This window comes from Streptomyces silaceus (assembly GCF_001419745.1).
GTDB lineage: Bacteria > Actinomycetota > Actinomycetes > Streptomycetales > Streptomycetaceae > Streptomyces > Streptomyces silaceus.
Genome location: NZ_LIRJ01000193.1, coordinates 26,173 through 48,453, shown reverse-complemented (window position 1 = coordinate 48,453; position 22,281 = coordinate 26,173). Strand labels below are relative to the sequence as shown.

Sequence of the window (22,281 nt, the reverse complement as noted above, 5' to 3'; positions counted from 1 at the left end):
CCCTCACAGCGACCGGAAGGGGAAGGAGTGCATGAACAGCAGGACGTTCTCGCGGCCCTCGGTGTCGCCGGCCTCCTCGGCGTCCTTGGCCCGTGCCTCGTACCTGCGGACCACCGCGTGCAACTCCTCGGTGAGCGCGGTGAGTTCGTCGGCGGTGAAGCGGGCGAGGAAGTCGGAGTTGTCGGCGGCGTTGCGCCACTCGGGGGTCCAGGCCGAGCGGTGGCCGAGCCAGACGTCCAGGAGGTCGGTGCGCTGCGCGTGCAGGGCGCGGGTCACGGCGGTCAGCGTGGCGGCCTTCTCCGGGGTGTCCTGGAAGTCCTCGGTGTGGAACGAGAGCGTCTCCTGCGCCGGGGTCCACCAGCGCTCGCGGCCGTCCCCGCGCTGCGCCTGCGGGGCCTCCTCGATCAGTCCGTGCTCGGCGAGCTTGCGCAGGTGGTAGCTGACGAGCGAGACGGCCTCGTCGACCTCGTCGGCGAGCCGGGAGGCGGTGGCGGTGCGGCCGGGGGCGACCTTCAGGGCGCCGTAGAGCCTCAGGCGCAGGGGGTGGCCGAAGGCCTTGAGGGTGCCGAGGTCGGTGACGCGGCGGCGCTGCTGTCTGCTCATGCCTCCACCGTAGATACGAAAGAAAAGTTGCACAACAAATATTGCGCAACTTTCCTTTTGCGATGTGGCGGACAAAGGCCCCGGCCACCTCGTCGGTGACCGGGGCCCGATGAGCCTGCCGCGGGGCTACCGCACCGGGTGCCCCGCCTCCCGCAGCGTCTCCTTGACCTCGCCGATCCGCAGATCGCCGAAGTGGAAGACCGAGGCGGCGAGGACGGCGTCCGCGCCCGCCGCGACGGCCGGCGGGAAGTGCTCCAGCTTCCCGGCGCCGCCGGAGGCGATCACCGGGACCGTGACGTGCTTGCGCACGGCCTCGATCATCTCGATGTCGTAGCCGTCCTTCGTGCCGTCGGCGTCCATCGAGTTGAGCAGGATCTCGCCCGCGCCCAGCTCGGCGGCCCGGTGCGCCCATTCGACGGCGTCGATCCCGGCGGACTGCCGGCCCCCGTGGGTCGTCACCTCGAAGGACCCGGACCCGGTCCGCCGCGCGTCGACCGAGAGGACCAGCACCTGGCGCCCGAAGCGCTCCGCGATCTCGCGGATCAGGTCGGGCCTGGCGATGGCCGCGGTGTTGACCCCGACCTTGTCCGCGCCCGCGCGCAGCAGCTTGTCGACGTCCTCGGCGGTACGCACGCCGCCGCCCACGGTCAGCGGGATGAAGACCTGCTCGGCGGTGCGGCGGACCACGTCGTACGTCGTCTCGCGGTTGCCGGACGAGGCCGTGATGTCCAGGAAGGTCAGCTCGTCGGCGCCCTCGGCGTCGTAGACCTTGGCCATCTCGACGGGGTCGCCCGCGTCGCGCAGGTTCTGGAAGTTGACGCCCTTGACGACCCGGCCGTTGTCCACGTCCAGGCAGGGGATGACTCGGACGGCGAGCGTCACGTCGTTGCTCCTCGGAATGCTTCTAGCTCTACTTCGACCAGGATGCGCGGGTCCACGAACCCGGAGACGACCAGCAGGGTCGCGACCGGGCGCACGGCGCCGAACAGTTCCCGGTGGGCGCGGCCGACCTCGTCGACGTCCCGCGCGTGGGTCAGATACATCCGCGTACGGATGACGGCGTCGGGGCCGAGCCCGAACCCGCCGAGCGCCTCAAGGGCGTTGGTGAAGGCCACCCTGGCCTGTTCGTACGGATCGCCCTCGCCGTACAGGACACTGCCCTGGAACGACGTGGTGCCCGCCACCAGGACCCGGTCGCCCGCCGCGACGGCGCGTGCGAAACCGATGGACTCCTCCCAGGGGGACCCGCTCTGCACGCGCCGCACGGCTTCGCTCATGACGACACGGCCTCCAGGGCCTCTTCGAGGGTGAACGCCTTGGCGTAGAGCGCCTTGCCGACGATCGAGCCCTCGACGCCGAGCGGGACGAGCTCGGCGATGGCGCGCAGGTCGTCCAGCGACGAGACGCCGCCGGAGGCGACGACCGGGCGGTCGGTGGCCGCGCAGACGTTCTTCAGGAGCTCCAGGTTCGGGCCCTGCAGCGTGCCGTCCTTGGCGATGTCGGTGACCACGTAGCGCGCGCACCCCTCGGAGTTGAGGCGCTCCAGCGTCTCGTAGAGGTCGCCGCCGTCGCGGGTCCAGCCGCGGCCGCGCAGGGTCGTGCCGCGCACGTCGAGGCCGACCGCGATCTTGTCGCCGTGCTCGGCGATGACCTTGGCGACCCAGTCGGGGGTCTCCAGGGCCGCCGTGCCGAGGTTGACGCGGGTGCAGCCGGTGGCGAGGGCGGCGGCCAGCGAGGCGTCGTCGCGGATGCCGCCGGACAGCTCGACCTTGATGTCCATCGCCTTGGTGACCTCGGCGATCAGGTCGCGGTTGTCGCCGGTGCCGAACGCGGCGTCCAGGTCGACCAGGTGCAGCCACTCGGCGCCCGACCGCTGCCAGGCGAGGGCGGCCTCCAGCGGCGAGCCGTAGGAGGTCTCGGTGCCGGACTCGCCGTGGACGAGGCGTACGGCCTGGCCGTCGCGGACGTCGACGGCGGGAAGGAGTTCGAGAGTGCTCACAGGGTTCCGATCCAGTTGGTGAGGAGCTGGGCGCCGGCGTCGCCGGACTTCTCGGGGTGGAACTGGGTGGCGCTCAGCGCGCCGTTCTCGACGGCGGCCACGAAGGGCTCGCCGTGCGTGGACCAGGTGACGCGCGGGGCGCGCATCACCGGGTTCGCGACGTCGAGGGACCAGGTGTGCACGGCGTAGGAGTGCACGAAGTAGAAGCGGGCGTCGTCGTCCAGGCCCTCGAAGAGCGTGGACCCCGCGGAGGCCTGGACGGTGTTCCAGCCCATGTGCGGGACGATGTCCGCCTTCAGCGGCTCGACCGTGCCGGGCCACTCGTCCAGGCCCTCGGTCTCCTCGCCGTGCTCGATGCCGCGCGCGAAGAGGATCTGCATGCCCACGCAGATGCCCATGACCGGGCGGCCGCCGGACAGCCGGCGGCCGACGATCCAGTCGCCGCGCGCCTCCTTGAGCCCCTTCATGCAGGCGGCGAAGGCGCCGACGCCGGGGACGAGCAGCCCGTCGGCGTTCATGGCCTTGTCGTAGTCGCGCGTTATCTCGACGTCGGCTCCCGCGCGCGCCAGGGCTCGCTCGGCGGAGCGGACGTTGCCGAAGCCGTAGTCGAAGACGACGACCTTCTTGGGAGAGCTCATCTCGCGTACGCCTCCCGTCAGTTCCAGTAGTCGAGCCGCAGGATGCCCGCGGCCAGGCACATCACGGCGCCGATGGAGAGCAGCGTGATCAGGCTCTTGGGCATCCCCTGCTTGACGAAGGAGATGACGCCGCCGATCAGGAAGAGACCGACGACGATCAGGATCGTGTTGAGGCCGTTCATCGGTTACAGCGCACCCTTCGTGGAGGGCAGGATGCCGGCCGCGCGCGGGTCGTGCTCGGCGGCGTACCGCAGGGCGCGGGCGAGGGCCTTGAACTGGCACTCCACGATGTGGTGGGCGTTGCGCCCGTACGGTACGTGCACGTGCAGGGCGATCTGCGCCTGGGCGACGAAGGACTCCAGGATGTGCCGGGTCATCGTCGTGTCGTAGGAGCCGATCATCGGCGCCATGTTCTCGGGCTCGGTGTGCACGAGGTAGGGACGGCCGGAGAGGTCGACGGTCACCTGGGCGAGCGACTCGTCCAGCGGGACCGTGCAGTTGCCGAAGCGGTAGATGCCGACCTTGTCGCCGAGCGCCTGCTTGAAGGCGGCGCCGAGCGCCAGCGCGGTGTCCTCGATCGTGTGGTGCGAGTCGATGTGCAGGTCGCCCTCGGTCTTGACCGTGAGGTCGAAGAGGCCGTGGCGGCCGAGCTGGTCGAGCATGTGGTCGTAGAAGCCGACCCCGGTCGACACGTCGACCCTTCCGGTCCCGTCGAGGTCGATCTCGACGACGACGGAGGTCTCCTTGGTCGTTCTTTCGATTCTGCCGACACGGCCCACGCGAGTCATGCGCTCTGCTCCTTCTTGAGTTCGCGTACCGCATCGAGGAACGCGTCGTTTTCGGCGGGGGTGCCCGCGGAGACCCGCAGCCACCCCGGCACGCCGTTGTCCCGGACCAGGACGCCCCGGTCGAGGATCCGCTGCCACACGGCGTGCGCGTCGGCGAACCGTCCGAACTGCACGAAGTTGGCGTCGGAATCGGTCACTTCGTAGCCCATCGCGCGCAGCTCGGCGACGAGCCGGTCGCGCTCGGCCTTGAGCTGCTCCACGTAGCCCAGGAGGGTGTCCGTGTGCTCCAGGGCGGCGAGCGCGGTGGCCTGCGTGACGGCCGACAGGTGGTACGGCAGGCGCACCAGCTGCACCGCGTCGACGACCGCGGGGGCGGCGGCGAGATAGCCGAGGCGCAGCCCCGCGGCGCCGAACGCCTTCGACATGGTCCGCGAGACGACCAGGTGCGGCCGTCCCTCGATCAGCGGGAGCAGCGAGTCGCCGTGGCTGAACTCGACGTACGCCTCGTCGACGACCACCATCGACGGCTTCGCGGCCTGCGCCGCGTCGTACAGCGCGAGGACGGTCTCGGCCGGGACGGCGTTGCCCGTGGGGTTGTTGGGGGTCGTGATGAAGACGACATCCGGCTGGTTCTCGGCGATGGCCTTCGTGGCCGCCTCGACGTCGATCGTGAAGTCGTCGTGGCGCGGCCCCGAGATCCAGCCGGTGCCGGTGCCGCGGGCGATGAGCCCGTGCATCGAGTACGAGGGCTCGAAGCCGATGGCCGTGCGGCCGGGCCCGCCGAAGGTCTGCAGCAGCTGCTGGATCACTTCGTTCGAGCCGTTGGCCGCCCAGACGTTGGCGAGCGCGACCTCGTGCCCGGTGGTGCGGGTGAGATAGCGCGCCAGCTCCGTGCGGAGCTCCACGGCGTCCCGGTCGGGGTAGCGGTTGAGGTCGCGGGCGGCCTCGCGCACCCGCTCGGCGATGCGCTCGACGAGCGGCTCGGGGAGCGGGTAGGGGTTCTCGTTCGTGTTCAGACGGACGGGTACGTCGAGCTGGGGCGCCCCGTAGGGGGACTGGCCGCGCAGTTCGTCGCGGACGGGAAGGTCGTCGATGGTGGTCACTTGCTCTCCGGCACCTTCCACCCGAAGCGGGCCTTGATCGCCGCGCCGTGCGCCGGCAGGTCCTCGGCCTCGGCGAGCGTCACCACGTGCTGCGCGACGTCGGCGAGCGCCTCCCGCGTGTAGTCCACGACGTGAATGCCGCGCAGGAACGACTGGACGCTGAGCCCCGAGGAGTGGCAGGCGCAGCCGCCGGTCGGCAGGACGTGGTTGGAGCCCGCGCAGTAGTCGCCGAGGGAGACCGGCGCCCAGGCTCCGACGAAGACGGCGCCCGCGTTGCGCACGCGGTCGGCCAGCTCGGCGGCGTTGCGGGTCTGGATCTCCAGGTGCTCGGCGCCGTACGCGTTGACCACGGCGAGGCCGTCCTCGACGGAGTCGACGAGGACGATCGCGGACTGCTCGCCGCGCAGGGCGGGCTCGATGCGCTCCACGCGGTGCTTGGAGACGGCGACCTGGGCGGCCAGCTCCTCCTCTACCGCGGCGGCGAGCTCCGCGGAGTCGGTGACCAGGACGGAGGCGGCCAGCGGGTCGTGCTCGGCCTGGCTGATCAGGTCGGACGCCACGTGCGCGGCGTCCGCGGTGGCGTCGGCGAGGACGGCGATCTCGGTGGGACCGGCCTCCGCGTCGATGCCGATCCTGCCGGTGAAGTAGCGCTTCGCGGCGGCCACCCAGATGTTGCCGGGGCCGGCGACCATGTTCGCCGGGGCGCAGGTGTCGGTGCCGTACGCGAACATCGCGACGGCCGTGGCGCCGCCGGCCGCGTACACCTCGTCGATGCCGAGGAGCGCGCAGGCGGCGAGGATCGTCGGGTGCGGAAGGCCGCCGAACTCCTTCTGCGCCGGGGAGGCGAGCGCGATGGAGGGCACACCGGCCTCCTGCGCCGGGACCGCGTCCATGATCACGGAGGACGGGTAGACGGACCGGCCGCCGGGCGCGTACAGGCCCACGCGGTCGACGGCGACCCACTTCTCGGTGACGACACCGCCGGGCGCGACCTCGGTGCGCTCGGTCGTGCGGCGCTGGGCGCGGTGGACGGTGCGGGCGCGCCGGATCGACTCCTCCAGCGCGGCGCGGACCTCGGGGTCGAGGCCGTCCAGCGCCTCGGTGAGCGCGGCGGCGGGCACGCGCACCCGGTCCAGGCGCACGCCGTCGAATTTCTCCGCGTACTCGATCAGCGCCGCGTCGCCACGATGATGCACGTCCTCGCAGATGGGCCGCACCTTCTCCAGGGCGGCCGCGACGTCGAAGTCGGCACGGGGCAGCAGGGCGCGCAGGGCGGGACCCTCGGGGAGGGCTTCGCCGCGCAGATCGATTCGAGAGATCACATGGCCAATTCTCTCAGACCTTCTTTCGGCACCGGACGCCCGTATCACTGGCTGATATGGAGCGCGGGAGACACCGTGCACCACTAGCGTTCAGCCGGTCACCGAGCGGGCATTAAACGGGTGTACGAGGAACAGGTGTGCCCATCCGGTATGCGGACCGGACGGGCCGCCGGCAACGGGGAGGACGACAGCAGTGGTCGACGACGTCGGCACCGGCGACCCGCCGGACGGGCTGACCGCCGCCGAGATCGGCATGTGGCAGGCCTTCCGCAACGGCAGCGTCTACGACCTCAGGTCGGGCGACGCCGCCGCGGACGACCCGCACGGCGGGCATCCCTGGGGTCCCGAGCGCAGTGTGCGGGCGCGCATCGTGTGCTGGCTGCTGCTCGACGGGCCGCCCGCGCTGGCCGGCCGGGTCTCCTCGCTGAAGCTGGCGGGCGTGCAGATCACCGACGTGCTCGACCTCGCGGGCGGCACGGTCGTCCCGTATGCCGAGATGAAGCACTGCCGCTTCGAGAAGGAGGTCCTCCTGCCCGAGGCCCGCTTCACCACGCTGCGGCTCGTCAACTGCTCGGTCCCGCGCGTCGAGGCGGCCCGGCTGCACACCGAGGGCGACCTCCATCTGCCGCGCTGCCGCGTCCACAACGGCATCCGCCTGACCGACGCCCACATCGGCACCGACCTGCTCCTGAACCAGGCCGTGGTCTACCGCGACCGGCGCGGCCGCTCCATCACCGGCGACGGCCTGACCGTCGGCCAGGACCTGCAGGCCGAGATGATGGAGTCGCACGGCGAGCTGAGCCTGCGCGGCGCCAAGATCGGCGTCTCGCTCAGCCTGCGCGGCAGCAAGCTGGTCAACCAGTACGGCAGACAGGCGCTGAACGCCCCGCAGCTGACCGTCGAGCGCACCCTGTACCTGACGCCCGCCGCCGTCGGCAATCCCCCGCAGACCAGCGGCACCACCCCCGCGCGCGGCACCCGCGTACAGCGCTTCGAGGCCGAGGGCGGCCTCCGCCTGGACGACGGACGCTTCGGCGACGCCATCGACTTCGCGCAGGCCCGCTTCGCGCTCCAGAACGACCAGGAGATCTCGCTGCGCCGCGTCCAGACGCCCGAGCTGCGCTTCCTGGGCGAGGCGCCGCAGCGCGGCAAGGTCGTGCTCTCCGGCGCGAAGATCGTCAACCTGATCGACCGGGCGGCGAGCTGGCCGGGGCCCGGCGGCCTCCAGATGGGCGGCTTCACCTACGAGAACCTCGTCCCCCAGGGCAGCTTCCCGCTCTCCCGGCGCCTGGCCTGGGTGGCGGCCGCGACCGCCGAGTACAACCCCGAGCCGTACGAGAAGCTCGCCACCGTCCTGCGCAACGGCGGCGAGGACGCCGACGCCCGCGAGGTGCTCCTCGCCAAGCAGCGCCGCCGCCGCGAGACGCTGCCGCTGGCGGCGAAGCTGTGGGGGTACGCGCAGGACTGGACGGTCGCGTACGGCTACCGCCCCGGCCGGGCCGCGGTCTGGATGGCGGTGCTGTGGGCGGTCAGCACGGTGGCCTTCTCGCGCGCCGCGCACCCGGCGATCAAACCGGGCGAGCACCCGAACTGGAACCCCGCGCTCTTCGCCCTCGACCTGCTGCTCCCCGTCATCGACCTCGGCCAGGACAACTACTGGCAGCTCAACGGCGGCTGGCAGTGGTTCTCGACGGTCCTGATCCTGCTGGGCTGGATCCTGGCGACGACGGTCGCGGCGGGGGCGACGCGGCTGCTGCGCCGCAGCTGAGGCCGTCGCCGGCGCGGCGCCCCTCGGCACGGCCGTCGGCCGGAATCCGACGGGTGGCGGCGCCTTCGGCCCCGTGACGGCGGGGCGGCCGAGGCCCGGCCACTCCCCCGTCGCACCGCCCCGCGGCCGGAAATCGCCGCCCCGGACACCGTCGCCGGACCGTTATGCGACGGCAGGCAACCTTCACCGCCCTTTGACCGTCATCCCTGCGCAACCAACAATTGAGCAACCATCACGGTGACCGGCACCCCGCGCCAGCGGGCGCCGGTTGAGGCGCAAAGGAGGGCACGGTGCTGCGTGCCTTCATCCGTACCGCCCGCATGGTCCGGCACACCCCGCGGCTCGCCGCCGGTCTGCCGCCGGACGACGAGGTACTCCTCGACGTGCCCGACGACCGGCTCGCCCCCGCGCTCGTGGCCGCGGGCCGGGGCGACCACGGCCCGGCCGCCAAGGTCCTCGCCACCACCCGCGAGGCCGCCGAGTGGGAGAACCGCGACCGCTACACCATGCGGCTCGCCGCGTTCGCCCGCTCCCGCCCCGAGTGGTTCGACGCCTGGCTCGGCGCGTCCCCGCACGACCCGGACGCCCTGCTCGTCAAGGCCGAGCTCGCGGTCGTCCGCGGCTGGGAATCACCGGCCCGCGCCGAACTCCTGCGCGAGGCGGGCCCGCTGCTGACCGCCGCCGCCGAGGCCGACCCGCGCGACCCGGTGCCCTGGCGGATCGCCCTCGACCACGCGCGCGGCACGCACGCCTCGCACACCGTCTTCGAGCGGCTGTGGGAGGAGGCGGTGCGCCGCTCCTCGTACCACTACGGCTGCCACGCCTCCGCCCTGCAGTACCTGTCGGCCGCCTGGTACGGCTCGCACCGCGAGTGCTTCGACTTCGCCGAGCGCGCCGCCGCCGACGCGCTGCCCGGCTCGTTGATACAGGTACTCCCCGCCCGTGCCGCCTTCGCCTATCTGACCAGCCCCTCGGGAAAGGTGCCCCGCGACCGCCTGGACGCCGCCGCCGACCTCGCGATCGGCCTGTCCCGGGAGTACGCGGCCGGGGACCCCTGGCCCGCCGAGGTCCGCAACCTCCTCACCTACGTCCTGGTCCGCCTGGAACGCTGGGAGGACGCCCTCGAACAGCTCCGCCTGATCGGCCCGTACGCGACGTCCTTCCCGTGGGACCGGATGGCGGAGGATCCGCTCGGCCAGTTCCTGGAACTGCGCGACGGCGTCCGCATCGAAGTGGCGTCGATGACCCCGCTGCGCACTCCGGGCGGACGTGACCGCTCCGACGAGCATTAGGCTTTCCGGTCGTGACGACCCGGCTTCCGCTCTTCCCGCTCAACTCGGTGCTGTTCCCCGGCCTCGTGCTGCCGCTGAACGTCTTCGAGGAGCGATATCGCGCCATGATGCGCGAACTGCTCAAGACCCCCGAGGAGGAGCAGCGCCGCTTCGCCGTGGTCGCGATCCGCGACGGCCTGGAGGTGGCACCGAGCGCGCCCGGGTTCCCCGACCAGACGGCGCTGCCCGAGCACGGGCCCGCCGCGGGCTTCGGCGAGGACCCGCTCAAGGCCTTCCACGGCATGGGCTGCGTGGCGGACGCGGCGACGATCAGGGAGCGCCCCGACGGCGGCTTCGAGGTCCTCGCCACGGGCACGACGCGTGTGCGCATCCGCTCGGTGGACTCCTCCGGCGCCTTCCTGACCGCGGAGGTCGAGGAGGTGCCCGAGGAGGCCGGCGACGGCGCGGGCGCGCTGGCCGAGGGGGTCCTGCGGGCCTTCCGCTCGTACCAGAAGCGGCTGGCCGGGGCGCGGGAGCGTTCGCTGTCGACGGGGGCCGAGCTGCCGGACGACCCGTCGGTCGTGTCGTACCTGGTGGCCGCGGCGGCCGTCCTCGACACCCCGACCAAGCAGCGGCTCCTGGAGGCGCCGGACACGGCGGCGCGGCTGCGGGACGAGCTGAAAATGCTGCGCGCCGAGACCGCGATCATCCGTAATCTGCCGTCGCTGCCCGCGATCGACCTCACCCGCGGGACGACCAGCCTCAACTGACGAAGGCACCGGTACCTTGGCGAAGAAGCAGAAGAAACAGCAGGCGGGGGGCACCCCTGCGACGGTCGCCCTGACCGCGGCGGGCACCGACTTCACCGTCCACTCCTACGAGCACGACCCGTCCCACCCCTCGTACGGCGAGGAGGCCGCCGAGGCGATGGGCGTCTCCCCCGACCGGGTCTTCAAGACGCTGGTCGCCGAGGTCGACGGCGAGCTCACCGTGGCCGTCGTGCCCGTCGCGGGATCCCTGGACCTGAAGGCGCTGGCCGCCGCGGTCTCGGGCAAGCGCGCCGTGATGGCCGACCCGGCCGCCGCCGAGCGCACCACGGGGTACGTGCGGGGCGGCATCTCCCCGCTCGGCCAGCGCAAGAGGCTGCGCACGGTCCTGGACGACTCGGCGTCGGCGCACGCCACCATCTGCGTCTCGGCGGGCCGCCGGGGCCTGGAGGTGGAGCTGGCGCCGGGCGACCTCGCGGCGCTCACGGGCGCGGTGCTCGCCCCGATCGGCCGGGCCTGACGGGCCGCGTGCGCCGCCTCGCGCGCGTACGTACGTACGACGTGAAAGCGCCCTCGACACCGGCCCCGCGCGGGACTAGTACCGAGGGCATGTCGAAGAAGACGCGCATGCGCAAGTGGCGGGCCAAGAAGCGCAAGGCCAACCACGGGAAGCGGCCCGCCTAGGGCGGGCTCGCACCTCCTGTCCCCGTCCTCACTGTCCTCACGGGACTCGCTGTCCTCACCGGACTCACTCAGGAACCCGGGTTCATGCCCTCGGGGTAGTCGTCGCTGCGGGGGCCTTCATAGGCCGTCGGCGGCACGGCGTAGGGATCCGGGTCCCGCGGACCGAACAGCGCGGTGAGGCCGAGGTGCACGGCCAGCGCGGCCACCGGCCAGGCGAGGAGCGTGCCCTTGGCCTTCAGTTCGAGCGGCGCGTCGAAGACGACGCCCTTCCCGATGGCCTTGGCGTGCGCCACGACGTCCGTCTCGGGGCCGAGCAGGATGCCGGCCCACCAGGCCAGGAGCGCGCCGAGCAGGCTGCCGAGCGCGAGGCCGACGACCAGCGGGATGCCGCCGCGCTTGCGCAGCAGGAAGACGACGGCGCCGCTGACGGCGCCGAACCCCAGCGCGAGCATCGTGAACGTCCCGTCCACGCCGATCGCCTGCTCGCCCTCGGTGTCCTTGAGGTACACCGCCTCGCCGTCCGAGATGAGCGGGACCCGCGGGGCGAGCCACATCCACAGCAGTCCGAGCAGGATGCCGCTCGCGGCCACCGCGACCGCGATCACCGCGGCCTGCCGCACTTCGGTCTTCATACCGGGACCGTCCTCCTCGTGTCCGTGAGGAGGCATGCCTCCCGACGGCTGCGCGACTGCCTGCCAGGGGTCGTGCGGGGGTTGGTGGTGCGGCGGTTGGGAGGGTGTCAGCGGTGCGGTCACCCCCACATCGTGCCAGCACTCCCTGTGGGGCGCGTCACCGGACGGCCGCCCGGCGGTACGCCCAGGTGGCGACGGCCAGCGAGACCACCCCGACCCCCGCGCAGACCGCCAGATCGAGGGCGACGACGGCCCAGTCGGGATCCGGTCCGAACGTACGGGCGAAGGCCTCCACGCCGTACGTCGAGGGCAGCAGGTCACGCGCGTACTGGAGCAGCGCCGGCATGCGGTCGGCCGGCAGCACGCCGAGCAGCAGCGCCGCCGACATGCCCATCTGACCGAGCAAGGTGGCCAGTTCGGGGCGGGGCGCGAGCAGCCCGAGGGCCGCGCCGAGCCCGGCGAGGGCGGCACCGGCGAGCGGGATCACCGCGACGAGCACCCACAGATGGGTGAGCGGCAGCCCGAAGAGCGCGCACCCGACGATCGCCGTGACGAAGGTGCCGGGCACCGTGAACGAGGCGTACGCGGCAGCGGCGCCCAGGACCACGGCGGCGGGCGGCACGGGGAGCGTGGCGTAGTGGTCGAGGCCGCCGTCGGCGCGGAGCTGCCCGAAGTACTGGGCGAGCAGGTTGAGCGCGACGAAGGCGACGACGAGCACGGACGACCCGGCGACGACCGCGCGCGCCTCCCCGCCCCCGTCGACGACGCCCCGCATCAGGATCATGATCCCGACGGACTGGAAGGTCGCCACGAAGAGCAGCGGGATCCGCGCGACCCGCGCCCGGGACAGCTGGGCCCTGTACACGGCCGAGAGCGCGGGGAACAGCCGCACGGGAGGCCCGAGCGGCGCCGGCCCTCCGACGTCCTCCGCCCGGCCCACGTCGGCTCGCACCGCGGCCTCCAGGGGAACCGCACTCACCGGACAACCCTTCTGTAGCTCTTCCTGCTCATCGAGACGAGCTCTTCCTGCTCGTCGGGACGCGCACCACGATGCGCGCCGACGGACCGGCAGCGGTGGTCACGCCTTCACCAGCCCCCGTCCGCTCCCGCCCAACGCGAGATAGACGTCCTCCAGGCTCGGCGTGGCCAGCGTGAAGTCGTCCAGGGCGGCGAACGCGGCCCCGCCGGTCACCGCGGCGACGGCGGCCCGTGCCTCGTCGGGCGCGAGCCGCAGGGACCAGCGCCTGCCCGACTCCACCGCGGAGGACCGCAGCGCGGCGACCTCGGGGACGTCGAGCGGCGCCCGCTCCCGCCACACCAGCTCCACCCGCACCTCGTCCGCGACCTTCTCCTTGAGCCCCGCCGGGGTGTCGCAGGCGATGACCTTGCCCCGGTCGAGCACCGCGACCCGGTCGAGCACGGTCTCGGCCTCGATGACGTTGTGGGTCACCAGGAGCACCGTCGTCCCGCGCTCGGCCCGCCGCCGGTCGATCGCCGACCAGACGGCGCGGCGCGCGACGGGGTCCATCCCGGTGGTCGGCTCGTCCAGGACGAGCAGCTGCCGCTCCCCCACCAGCGCGGTGGCGAAGCAGGCGAGCCTGCGCTGTCCGCCGGACAGCTTCTTCAGCGGACGCGAGGCCAGCGGCGCGAGCCCCAGCTCGTCGAGGACCCCGTCCCGTTCGGCCCGCGCCTGCCGCACGTCGAGCCCCCGCAGCCGCCCGGTCGTCTCGACGGCGAGCGACACGGTCAGCTCGTCGAGCGCGGTGGACTCCTGCCCCAGATAGGCGAGGATCCGCGCGGCCCGCTCGGGGTGGCGCACGATGTCGTGGCCGAGGATCTCGACGGCCCCGCCGTCGGGCCGCATGAGGCCGGTCAGCTGGCGTACGAGGGTGGACTTGCCGGCGCCGTTGGGCCCGAGCAGTCCGAAGATCTCGCCGCGCCCGACCGTCAGGCAGATCCCGTCGGTGGCGCGGACCTCGGGCGTGGCGGGCCTGCCGCGCCGGGACCGGGCGGCGGGATACGTCTTGACCAGGTCGCGCACCGTACAGACGGCGTCGATGCCGTGTTCCTTGCGGAGCCCCTGTCGGACTGCCGGTGCCGGGCGCGTACTCACGAAGGACGAGACTACGGGGTCCGCGGCCATGAACGACGCCCGGGGCGCCCCGTACGCCCCGTATCAGTCACCTGCCCGGTCCCCCGCGGGCGCGTGCTCGGCGGCCGTCCGCACGTCGATCTCCCGCCAGAAGCCGGCCCGGATCGCATAGCGGTCGTGCTCGTCGATCTGGTCGTCCTTGTGCGCGAGCAGGCCGAATCGCGCGGCGTAGCGCAGCAGCTCGCCGTCGATGCGGTGCGGGATGCGGGGGTACATCGTCGACAGCTTCTGCAGGTTGTGCTGCTCCGGGAGGCGCGCCATCCAGCGCCGCGCGAACACCTGTCCTACCTCGTAGGGGTCTCCGCCGACGGTGGTGATGTCCTCCTCGCGGTCGGCCCAGCGCTGCTCGGCCGTCGTCAGCTGGGCGAGCGTGGGCAGGGCGGCCGCCTCGGGGCTCTCGGAGGCGCCGCCGGGCCGCTCGACCCATCCCTTGTCGGAGGACCAGCGCAGCGTCGCGTTCGTGGGGTGCTGGGCGGACGGGGCGCCGGGGCCGCGCAGGGCGGCCAGGTCCTTGGGGGTGGGGACGCCCTTGCCGGCGGGGATGCGGTGCTCGCCGCCGCCCCGGCCGTTGGCCGCGGGGTCGGTGTGCGGGACGGGGGTCTCCGTCTCGGCGTGCTGCGCGGCGGCGGCGAGCGCGGACTCCGGCAGCGGCGCGGAGAGGATCGCGGCGATCTCGGGGCGCGGCGCGGGCGGCGGGGCGCAGATGCCGGTGAGCTCCTTGGGGCGTACGGCCTTGGTGATCCACGCCCGGTCGAGGACGCGCCGCTCGTCGGCCTCGGCGACCAGGTCCTCCGACTGGTTGTAGTCGCCGTCGGCGGCCTGGACGGCCCACAGGTGGACGGCGACGCCGTGCTCCTTGGCGGCCATCATGCCGGGCAGCAGGTCGCCGTCGCCGGTGACGAGGACGACGTCGGAGCAGGCGCGGTTGCGCGCGAGCTCGGTGAGCTCGGCGTGCATCGCGGCGTCCACGCCCTTCTGCGCCCACCGGCCGTCGCTGCGGGTCAGGGCGCCGAGGCGGACCGTCACGCGCGGCATGACGCGCAGCCGCCGGTGCTCGGGCTGCGGGACGCGGTCGGGGGCGCCGTCGAACCAGTAGATGCGCAGGAGGGGGCGCTCGGTGTCCGCTTCCGCGCGCTCGCGCAGTCCCTGGATCAGGGCGGTGTGGTCGACGGTGATCCGGGACCTGGACGGCTCGCCCGCGAGGAGACTCGCGGCGGCACCCAGCAGATACCCGGCGTCCACCAGGACGATGCAGCGGTCCACGCGATCCACCCTCTTTCCCTGGAGTTCCCTGAAGATTCCCGAAAAGTGCCCGGAGGTTCCTGGACGTTCCCACGAAGGCCCACGAAGACACCCTGTAAGGACAACGAATCAAGGTGCGGGTCCGCGTCGGGTTCCCTTCGAGTCTGCCCGACCGGGCGGAGGTTAACGGCCCGAGCTCGATCTTCGGCGTGGCGCAGCGGCGGACGTCGCTCCGACGGCCCTGTCACACACGGTAATTCTCCGAAATGCACACCTTGGCGCCATATGTGAATCTGGTCGCGTCCTGGCCCCCAGATCCCCCTCAGGAGGAAGATCACCATGGCCAAGAACAAGAACCGCAAGCAGGGCGGCCAGCAGAACCGCGCCTCGCAGGCCGAGCAGGCGCAGGAGCAGGCCAGGTCGGCCGCGTCCGACGCCCAGTCGGCGGTGCAGTCGCAGGCGCAGGGCAGCCCTGCCGATGTTGCCCGTAAGCACCAGCGTCGCTTCGGCCACAACTGACACACCCCCAGGCACACATGAGGGGCGCACCCGGATCGGGTGCGCCCCTCGGCGCTGTGGGTGAAGCGGTGCCGGAGGAGGTCAGCCCGCCAGGCAGGACGGGCCGAGCAGCACCTTCAGGTCACCGAAGAGCGCCGGGTCCGGCTTCACGCGGTGCCGGTCGAGCCGCAGCACGGTGGTCTTCTGCGCCCCCTGGAGCTTGATCCGCACCTCGCTGTTGCCCCGGTGGTGGCTGAGGACCTCGCCGAGGCGGGTGATCATCGGCGGGCTCACCTTGACCGTCGGGATGGTGATGATCACGGGCGCGTTGGTGCCCGCGTTCGACAGGTCGGGGACCTGCATCTCCATCGCGACGAGCCGCGGCACGTCCTCGCGCTTGTCGAGACGTCCCTTCACGAACACCACGGCGTCCTCGACGAGTTGGGTCGAGACGAGCTGGTAGGTCGCCGGGAAGAACATGCACTCGATGGAGCCCGCGAGGTCCTCGACCGTGGCGATCGCCCAGGCGTTGCCCTGCTTGGTCATCTTGCGCTGGAGGCCCGAGATGATGCCGCCGATGGTGACGACCGAGCCGTCGGAGAAGTCACCGCCGGTGAGCTGTCCGATGCCCGCGTCCGCCTTGTCGGACAGGACGTGCTCCAGGCCGAAGAGCGGGTGGTCGGAGACGTACAGACCGAGCATCTCCCGCTCCTGGGCGAGCAGGTACGTCTTGTCCCACTCGTCCTCGGAGAACTCCACGTCGAGCCCGAAGCCCGGCTCGTCGCCGCCGGTCTCCTCGCCCATCCCGCCGAAGAGGTCGAACTGGCCCTCGGCCTCCTTGCGTTTGACCGCGACCACGTTGTCGATCATCGGTTCGTACTGCGCGGTCAGGCCCTTGCGGGTGTGGTTCATGGTGTCGAACGCGCCCGCCTTGATGAGCGATTCGGTGGTGCGCTTGTTGCAGGCGGTCGCCTCGACCTTGTCGAGGTAGTCGGGGAAGGAGGTGAACTTCCCCTTCGCCTTGCGCGACCGGATGATCGACTCCACCACGTTCGTACCGACGTTGCGGACGGCCTCCAGGCCGAAGAGGATCACGTCGTCGCCCTGGGCGGCGAAGTTGTGGACCGACTCGTTCACGTTCGGCGGGAGCACCTTGATGCCCATGCGCCGGCACTCGTTCAGGTAGACGGCCGACTTGTCCTTGTCGTCCTTCACCGAGGTGAGCAGCGCGGCCATGTACTCGGCCGGGTAGTTCGCCTTGAGGTAGGCGGTCCAGTAGGTGACCAGGCCGTACGCGGAGGAGTGCGCCTTGTTGAAGGCGTAGCCGGCGAAGGGGACCAGGACGTCCCACAGGGCCTGGATCGCGGCGTCCGAGTAGCCGTTCTTCCGGGCGCCCGCCTGGAAGAGGACGAAGTTCTTCTCCAGCTCCTCGGGCTTCTTCTTGCCCATCACGCGGCGCAGGATGTCGGCTTCGCCGAGCGAGTAGCCGGCGACGATCTGCGCGGCCTTCTGCACCTGCTCCTGGTACACGATGAGGCCGTAGGTGAGGCCCAGCGTCTCCTTCAGGGGCTCTTCGAGCTCCGGGTGGATCGGCGTGATCTCCTGGCGGCCGTTCTTGCGCTCGGCGTAGTTCGTGTGCGAGTTCATGCCCATCGGGCCCGGCCGGTACAGGGCCGAGACGGCGGAAATGTCCTCGAAGTTGTCGGGCTGCATCTGGCGCAGCAGCGAGCGCATCGGGCCGCCGTCGAACTGGAAGACGCCGAGCGTGTCACCGCGGCAGAGCAGTTCGAAGGTCTTCGGGTCGTCGAGCGGGAGCGAGAGCATCTCCAGGTCGATGCCCTTGCCGGCCCGCACCATCTTGACGGCGTCGTCCATGATGGTGAGGTTGCGCAGGCCCAGGAAGTCCATCTTGAGCAGGCCGAGCGACTCGCACTGGGGGTAGTCCCACTGCGTGATGGTCACGCCGTCGGTGTGGCGCACCCAGATCGGCGCGTGGTCGACGATCGGCTCGCTGGACATGATCACGCCGGCCGCGTGCACACCCATCTGCCGGACCAGGCCCTCCACACCCTTGGCGGTGTCGATGACCTTCTTCACGTCCGGCTCGTTCTCGTACATCCCCCGGATCTCGCCCGCCTCGCTGTAGCGGGGGTGCTTGGGGTCGGTGATGCCGGAGAGGTCGATGCCCTTGCCGAGGACGTCGGCGGGCATGGCCTTGGTGAGGCGGTCGCCCATCGCGTACGGATATCCGAGCACGCGCGCGGAGTCCTTGATGGCGTTCTTCGCCTTGATCTTTCCGTACGTGCCGATCATGGCGACCTTGTCGGCGCCGTACTTCTCCGTCACATACCTGATCACTTCGACGCGCCTGCGCTCGTCGAAGTCGATGTCGACATCGGGCATGGAGACGCGCTCGGGGTTGAGGAACCGCTCGAAGATCAGGCCGTGCGTGATCGGGTCGAGGTCGGTGATGCCCATGGCGTACGCGACGATCGAGCCGGCCGCGGAGCCTCGGCCGGGGCCCACCGCGATGCCGTTGTTCTTGGCCCACATGATGAAGTCGGCGACCACGAGGAAGTACCCGGGGAACCCCATCTGGATGATGATGTCCATCTCGTACTCGGCCTGCTTCTGCCGGTCGTCCGGGACACCGTCCGGGTAGCGGCGCGCCATGCCGCGACGGACCTCTTCCTGGAACCAGGTGACTTCGGTGAAGCCCTCCGGGATCTCGAACTTCGGCATCAGGTCGCGCTTCTCGAACATGCCGGTGGTGTCGATCTGCTCGGCGACCAGAAGCGTGTTGCGGCAGCCCTCCTGCCACGCGTCCGAGGAGTCGATGGCGTACATCTCGTCCGTGGACTTCAGGTAGTAGCCGGTGCCGTCGAAGCGGAAGCGGTCCGGGTCGGAGAGGTTCTTGCCGGTCTGGATGCACAGCAGCGCGTCGTGCGCGGTCGACTCGTGCGCGTACGTGTAGTGCGAGTCGTTGGTGACCAGCGGCGGGATGCCGAGCTTCTTGCCGATCTCCAGCAGGCCGTCGCGGACCCGGCGCTCGATCTCGATGCCGTGGTCCATCAGCTCCAGGAAGTACCGGTCCTTGCCGAAGATCTCCTGGTACTCCGCCGCCGACTTCAGCGCCTCGTCGAACTGGCCCAGGCGCAGGCGGGTCTGCAGCTCACCGGAGGGGCAGCCGGTGGAGGCGATGAGGCCCTCGGACCACTGGGAGATCGTCTCCTTGTCCATGCGGGGCCACTTCTGCAGCCAGCCCTCCGCATAGGCGTCCGAGGAGAGCCGGAACAGGTTGTGCAGGCCCGTCTTGTTCGCCGCCCAGATCGTCTTGTGGGTGTAACCACCCGAACCGGAGACGTCGTCGCGCTTCTGGTGCGGCTGGCCCCACTGGATCTTCCGCTTGTTGCGCCGCGACTCCGGCGCCACGTACGCCTCGATCCCGATGATCGGCGTCACGCCCGCCTTCTGCGCCGAATGGAAGAAGTCGTACGCCCCGTGGAGGTTGCCGTGGTCGGACATCGCGATGTGCGTCATGCCCATTTCATTCGCCGCGTTGAACATGTCCTTCAGCCGGGCGGCACCGTCGAGCAGCGAGTACTGGGTGTGCACGTGCAGGTGCGTGAAGGGCGGCTTGGTCACGGCGGAAGGCCTCCGGAGAACGCTGGGCGACAGGCTGCGGGCAGTCTGGGGGGACAGCGTGGAAGTCTAATCCGGAGCACTGACAGACGGCGGGCACTCGGCGGTACGGTCGAACGTTGGAAGGGGCGGAACATCTGTCCCCGTGGGACGGATCACCCGTCCCCCCCCTTGTCACGCACCACCCCGCACCAGGAGGCACCCAGCGATGTCGGTCCCGCAGCCCACCGCCGAGCAGCGCGGCGAGCAGATCCTCGCCGTCTTCGACACGGCGTTCGGCGAGCTGCTTGCCGCGGACCCCGCCGCGTTCCGGGTGAAGTTCCGGAAGATGGCCTCCTCCGCCTTCGCGTTCTACCGCGGCACGGCCTGCCTCTTCTACGCCGACCTGGAGCGCGAGCAGCACGGCGGCCCCTACCTGGACGACCGCACCGGCCGCGTGTGGATCCACGGCGACCTCCACGCCGAGAACTTCGGCACGTACATGGACGCCCAGGGCCGCCTGATCTTCAACGTGAACGACTTCGACGAGGCGTACGTCGGCCCCTTCACCTGGGACCTGAAGCGCTTCGCCGCCTCCGTGGCCCTGATCGGCTACACCAAGGCGCTCAGCGACGGGCAGATCACCGACCTCGTGCGGGTCTACGCCGCGGCCTACCGCGAGCGGATCCACGACCTGGCGACGGGCGCCAAGAGCGACGAGGTGCCGCCCTTCACGCTGGACACCGCCCAGGGGCCCCTCCTGGACGCGCTGCGCGACGCGCGCTCCCTGACCCGCTTCGGGCTGCTCGACTCGATGACCGAGATCCGCGACTTCGAGCGCCGCTTCGCGCCGGGCGGCGGCTCCATCGAGCTCGACGCCGCCACGCGCTACAAGGTCCTCGCGGCCTTCGACGGCTATCTGGAGACGCTGCCGGAGTCCTCCCTGACCCGCCCCGACTCGTACCGCGTGAAGGACGTCGTCGGCCGCCGCGGCATCGGCATCGGCTCCGCGGGCCTGCCGTCGTACAACATCCTCCTGGAGGGCAACAGCGACGCCCTGGAGAACGACGTCGTGATCTACCTCAAGCAGGCCCAGACCCCGGCGGTCTCGCGGCACATCACGGACCCGGCGATCCGGGACTACTTCCAGCACGAGGGGCACCGCACGGTCATCTCGCAGCGCGCCCTCCAGGCGCACGCGGACCCGTGGCTCGGCTGGACCGAGCTGGACGGCGCGGGCCAGCTGGTCGCCGAGGTGTCGCCGTACGCGGTGGACCTGGACTGGTCCGACATCGACGACCTGGAGGAGATCTCCTCGGTCGTCGCCGACCTGGGCCGCGCCACGGCCACGATGCACGCGGCGGCGGACGACGAGAGCGGCCACTCGGACCTGGTGCCGTTCTCCACGGAGCGCGCCATCGACGCCGCCATCGCGGGCGACGAGTCGGGCTTCGCGGACCTGCTCGTGGACTTCGCGCACACGTACGGGGCACGCGCGCGTGCGGACCACCAGATCTTCGTCGACCTGTTCCGCAACGGCCGGATCCCCGGTCTGTAGGCCCCACTAGGCCACAGTGGAACCAGTGGCCCCCATGGGGGACCTCCCACAGGAACACATGGCACACTCCTCGGCGATGGACATATCAGGGACCCAGCTCAGAGCCGTGCGCGCGGCGCTGTTCACGGCACTCGTCGTGACGCTCTCCACCGCGTCGCACGTGCTGCTGTCCCGTGTTCCCCTGCCGCTGACCACGGTCGCGGCGATCGCCGCCGCCGTCTTCGCGCTCGCGTACGCGCTGGCGGGACGCGAGCGGGGCTACGGCCGCATCGCCGCCCTGCTGATCCCGCTGGAGCTGGCCGCCGACACGGTGTTCACCGCCGGCCAGCACGTCTGTTACGGCGAGGCGGGCGGCCCGGTCGCGGGCCCGCTGCGCTCCGTCGGCTTCGACGTGCTGTGCGGCGGCACCCCGCTCGGCACCCCGCTGGCACAGATGGCCGGCGACGGGCACAGCAGCGCGGCCGCCGTGCTCGCCGAGGCCGAGCCGGGCGCCTCCTGGCTGCTGCTCGGCGCGCACGTCGGGGTGGGGCTCCTCGCGGCGGCCTGGCTGCGGCGCGGCGAGCGGGCACTGGCCCAGCTCCTGCGCGCGGTGTCCGCCGCCACGTTCCGGCCGCTCCTGATCGCGGTCGCCGCGGTGACCCCGTCCCGCAGGCCCGTACGCCGGACGCCGCGCCCCGAGCGCCGGACGCGGACGGCGCGTACGCGGCTGCTCGTGCACTTCGTGGGGCGGCGTGGACCGCCGTGCTCGGCCGCTTTCGCCTGAGCACAGCACCCCACGCAGTTCACCCACACGGAGAAAAGATCATGAGCAAGCGCAACAGCCAGGCGGCCAAGGCAGCGGCCCGCGAGCGGATCCGCGCCCAGCAGGAGGCCGAGCGCAGGCGCGAGAAGCGCAAGCGGGCGGCCATCGTCGGCGTCTCGATCGTCGGCGTCCTCGCGATCGCCGGCGGCGTCGGCTACGCCGTCATGCAGTCCAACAAGCCCGGCTACTGGGACGCCGCCAAGGACGACAAGCTGGTCAAGCCCGCCAACACCACGGGCAAGAACGGCACGACCGTCGTCCTCGGCAAGGAGTCCGCGAAGAAGACCCTCAAGGTCTACGAGGACCCGCGCTGCCCCGTCTGCGCCGCCTTCGAGCAGAACGTCGGCCCGACGGTCGAGAAGGACCTGGCGGACGGCAAGTACAAGATCCAGTTCATCGGCGCCACCTTCCTCGACCGGAACATCCCGGGCGAGGGCTCGCGGAACGCCCTGAGCGCGCTCGGCGCGGCGCTGAACGTCAGCGACGACGCGTTCCTGGAGTACAAGAAGGCCCTGTTCTCGGCGAAGTTCCACCCGTCGGAGCAGGAGGACAAGTTCAAGGACGACTCCTACCTGGAGAAGGTCGCCAACACGGTGCCCGAGCTCAAGAAGAGCGCGACGTTCAAGAAGGACGTCGAGAAGGGCACCTTCGACCGCTGGGCCCTGGAGATGTCGAAGACGTTCGACGACAACAAGGACGGCGTCGAGGGCACCCCCTCCTTCGTCATGGACGGCAAGCAGCTGACCGGTCCCGGCTCGAAGAACGCGCCTGCCACGGTCGAGGACTACAAGAAGGCGATCGACGACGCGCTGAAGGGCTGACCGGACACAGTC

The 22,281-nt window shown here is 71.4% G+C and carries 22 protein-coding genes; 8 read left to right on the top strand and 14 right to left on the bottom strand.

The annotated features are described in order from the left end of the window. Positions 1 to 3: 3 nt before the first annotated feature. From AOK22_RS19295 to hisD, 9 genes are all read right to left on the bottom strand, one after another. Entirely contained in the window at positions 4 to 603 is a 600-nt protein-coding gene (locus AOK22_RS19295; protein WP_055699925.1) for an ArsR/SmtB family transcription factor, read from the bottom strand. A gap of 126 nt (positions 604 to 729) precedes the next feature. Beyond that, entirely contained in the window at positions 730 to 1,485 is a 756-nt protein-coding gene (gene hisF / locus AOK22_RS19290; RefSeq protein WP_055699924.1) for an imidazole glycerol phosphate synthase subunit HisF, read from the bottom strand. After that, the gene (locus tag AOK22_RS19285) at positions 1,482 to 1,880 is read right to left on the bottom strand and encodes a RidA family protein (RefSeq protein ID WP_055699923.1); all 399 of its coding nucleotides are present in this window, start codon (positions 1,878 to 1,880) and stop codon (positions 1,482 to 1,484) included. Before AOK22_RS19285 ends, hisF begins: the two co-directional genes overlap by 4 nt. Then, positions 1,877 to 2,602, bottom strand: coding sequence for a bifunctional 1-(5-phosphoribosyl)-5-((5-phosphoribosylamino)methylideneamino)imidazole-4-carboxamide isomerase/phosphoribosylanthranilate isomerase PriA (gene priA / locus AOK22_RS19280; protein ID WP_055699922.1), 726 nt, complete (start codon positions 2,600 to 2,602; stop codon positions 1,877 to 1,879). The genes AOK22_RS19285 and priA overlap by 4 nt, the downstream gene beginning before the upstream one ends. After that, positions 2,599 to 3,240, bottom strand: coding sequence for an imidazole glycerol phosphate synthase subunit HisH (gene hisH, locus AOK22_RS19275; protein ID WP_055699921.1), 642 nt, complete (start codon positions 3,238 to 3,240; stop codon positions 2,599 to 2,601). The genes priA and hisH overlap by 4 nt, the downstream gene beginning before the upstream one ends. Before the next feature lie 17 nt (positions 3,241 to 3,257). Continuing rightward, on the bottom strand, positions 3,258 to 3,422 hold the full coding sequence (locus AOK22_RS41920) for a hypothetical protein (RefSeq protein ID WP_055699920.1): 165 nt from the start codon (positions 3,420 to 3,422) through the stop codon (positions 3,258 to 3,260). A gap of 3 nt (positions 3,423 to 3,425) precedes the next feature. Continuing rightward, positions 3,426 to 4,019, bottom strand: coding sequence for an imidazoleglycerol-phosphate dehydratase HisB (gene hisB, locus AOK22_RS19265; protein ID WP_055699919.1), 594 nt, complete (start codon positions 4,017 to 4,019; stop codon positions 3,426 to 3,428). Positions 4,020 to 4,024: 5 nt separating this feature from the next. Then, a complete protein-coding gene (locus tag AOK22_RS19260; protein ID WP_055699918.1) occupies positions 4,025 to 5,131 on the bottom strand; it encodes a histidinol-phosphate transaminase in 1,107 nt (368 codons plus the stop codon). Then, positions 5,128 to 6,453: a histidinol dehydrogenase gene (gene hisD / locus AOK22_RS19255; RefSeq protein ID WP_055699917.1), complete on the bottom strand. Its 1,326-nt coding sequence runs from the start codon at positions 6,451 to 6,453 to the stop codon at positions 5,128 to 5,130. Before hisD ends, AOK22_RS19260 begins: the two co-directional genes overlap by 4 nt. 253 nt (positions 6,454 to 6,706) lie before the next feature. Here hisD and AOK22_RS19250 point away from each other — a divergent pair, with 253 nt between their 5' ends. The 4 genes from AOK22_RS19250 to ybaK all read left to right on the top strand — a co-directional run bounded on the left by AOK22_RS19250 (position 6,707) and on the right by ybaK (position 10,779). Then, a complete protein-coding gene (locus AOK22_RS19250; RefSeq protein WP_244164881.1) occupies positions 6,707 to 8,221 on the top strand; it encodes an oxidoreductase in 1,515 nt (504 codons plus the stop codon). 320 nt (positions 8,222 to 8,541) lie between these two features. Beyond that, positions 8,542 to 9,513 carry a hypothetical protein gene (locus AOK22_RS19245; protein WP_055699938.1) on the top strand — a complete coding sequence of 324 codons (972 nt, stop codon included), beginning with the start codon at positions 8,542 to 8,544 and terminating at the stop codon, positions 9,511 to 9,513. An 11-nt stretch (positions 9,514 to 9,524) separates the two neighbouring features. Further along, positions 9,525 to 10,262, top strand: coding sequence for an LON peptidase substrate-binding domain-containing protein (locus tag AOK22_RS19240; protein ID WP_055699915.1), 738 nt, complete (start codon positions 9,525 to 9,527; stop codon positions 10,260 to 10,262). A gap of 16 nt (positions 10,263 to 10,278) precedes the next feature. Then, positions 10,279 to 10,779, top strand: a complete 501-nt coding sequence (gene ybaK / locus AOK22_RS19235) for a Cys-tRNA(Pro) deacylase (protein ID WP_055699914.1) — start codon at positions 10,279 to 10,281, stop codon at positions 10,777 to 10,779. Between the two features lie 232 nt (positions 10,780 to 11,011). Here the strand turns inward: ybaK and AOK22_RS19230 are convergent, their stop codons facing one another. The 4 genes from AOK22_RS19230 to AOK22_RS19215 form a co-directional block, all read right to left on the bottom strand. Then, positions 11,012 to 11,698, bottom strand: coding sequence for a DUF2567 domain-containing protein (locus AOK22_RS19230; RefSeq protein ID WP_079036673.1), 687 nt, complete (start codon positions 11,696 to 11,698; stop codon positions 11,012 to 11,014). A 34-nt stretch (positions 11,699 to 11,732) separates the two neighbouring features. After that, on the bottom strand, positions 11,733 to 12,554 hold the full coding sequence (locus AOK22_RS19225; RefSeq protein WP_107101973.1) for an ABC transporter permease: 822 nt from the start codon (positions 12,552 to 12,554) through the stop codon (positions 11,733 to 11,735). A gap of 99 nt (positions 12,555 to 12,653) precedes the next feature. Then, positions 12,654 to 13,688: an ABC transporter ATP-binding protein gene (locus AOK22_RS19220; protein WP_237773198.1), complete on the bottom strand. Its 1,035-nt coding sequence runs from the start codon at positions 13,686 to 13,688 to the stop codon at positions 12,654 to 12,656. 63 nt (positions 13,689 to 13,751) lie between these two features. Beyond that, a complete protein-coding gene (locus AOK22_RS19215) occupies positions 13,752 to 14,990 on the bottom strand; it encodes an NYN domain-containing protein (protein ID WP_055699912.1) in 1,239 nt (412 codons plus the stop codon). Between the two features lie 318 nt (positions 14,991 to 15,308). Between AOK22_RS19215 and AOK22_RS19210 the strand changes: the two genes are divergently transcribed. Next, complete coding sequence (locus AOK22_RS19210; protein WP_055699911.1) at positions 15,309 to 15,488, top strand: hypothetical protein; 180 nt, start codon at positions 15,309 to 15,311, stop codon at positions 15,486 to 15,488. An 81-nt stretch (positions 15,489 to 15,569) separates the two neighbouring features. Here the strand turns inward: AOK22_RS19210 and dnaE are convergent, their stop codons facing one another. Further along, on the bottom strand, positions 15,570 to 19,112 hold the full coding sequence (gene dnaE, locus AOK22_RS19205) for a DNA polymerase III subunit alpha (protein ID WP_055699910.1): 3,543 nt from the start codon (positions 19,110 to 19,112) through the stop codon (positions 15,570 to 15,572). Between the two features lie 205 nt (positions 19,113 to 19,317). On the opposite strand from dnaE, the gene AOK22_RS19200 reads away from it, so the two are divergent. From AOK22_RS19200 to AOK22_RS19190, 3 genes are all read left to right on the top strand, one after another. After that, positions 19,318 to 20,646 carry a DUF2252 domain-containing protein gene (locus AOK22_RS19200; protein WP_055699909.1) on the top strand — a complete coding sequence of 443 codons (1,329 nt, stop codon included), beginning with the start codon at positions 19,318 to 19,320 and terminating at the stop codon, positions 20,644 to 20,646. A gap of 76 nt (positions 20,647 to 20,722) precedes the next feature. Beyond that, on the top strand, positions 20,723 to 21,409 hold the full coding sequence (locus AOK22_RS19195; RefSeq protein ID WP_055699935.1) for a hypothetical protein: 687 nt from the start codon (positions 20,723 to 20,725) through the stop codon (positions 21,407 to 21,409). A gap of 41 nt (positions 21,410 to 21,450) precedes the next feature. Beyond that, positions 21,451 to 22,269: a thioredoxin domain-containing protein gene (locus tag AOK22_RS19190; protein ID WP_055699908.1), complete on the top strand. Its 819-nt coding sequence runs from the start codon at positions 21,451 to 21,453 to the stop codon at positions 22,267 to 22,269. Positions 22,270 to 22,281 lie beyond the last annotated feature (12 nt).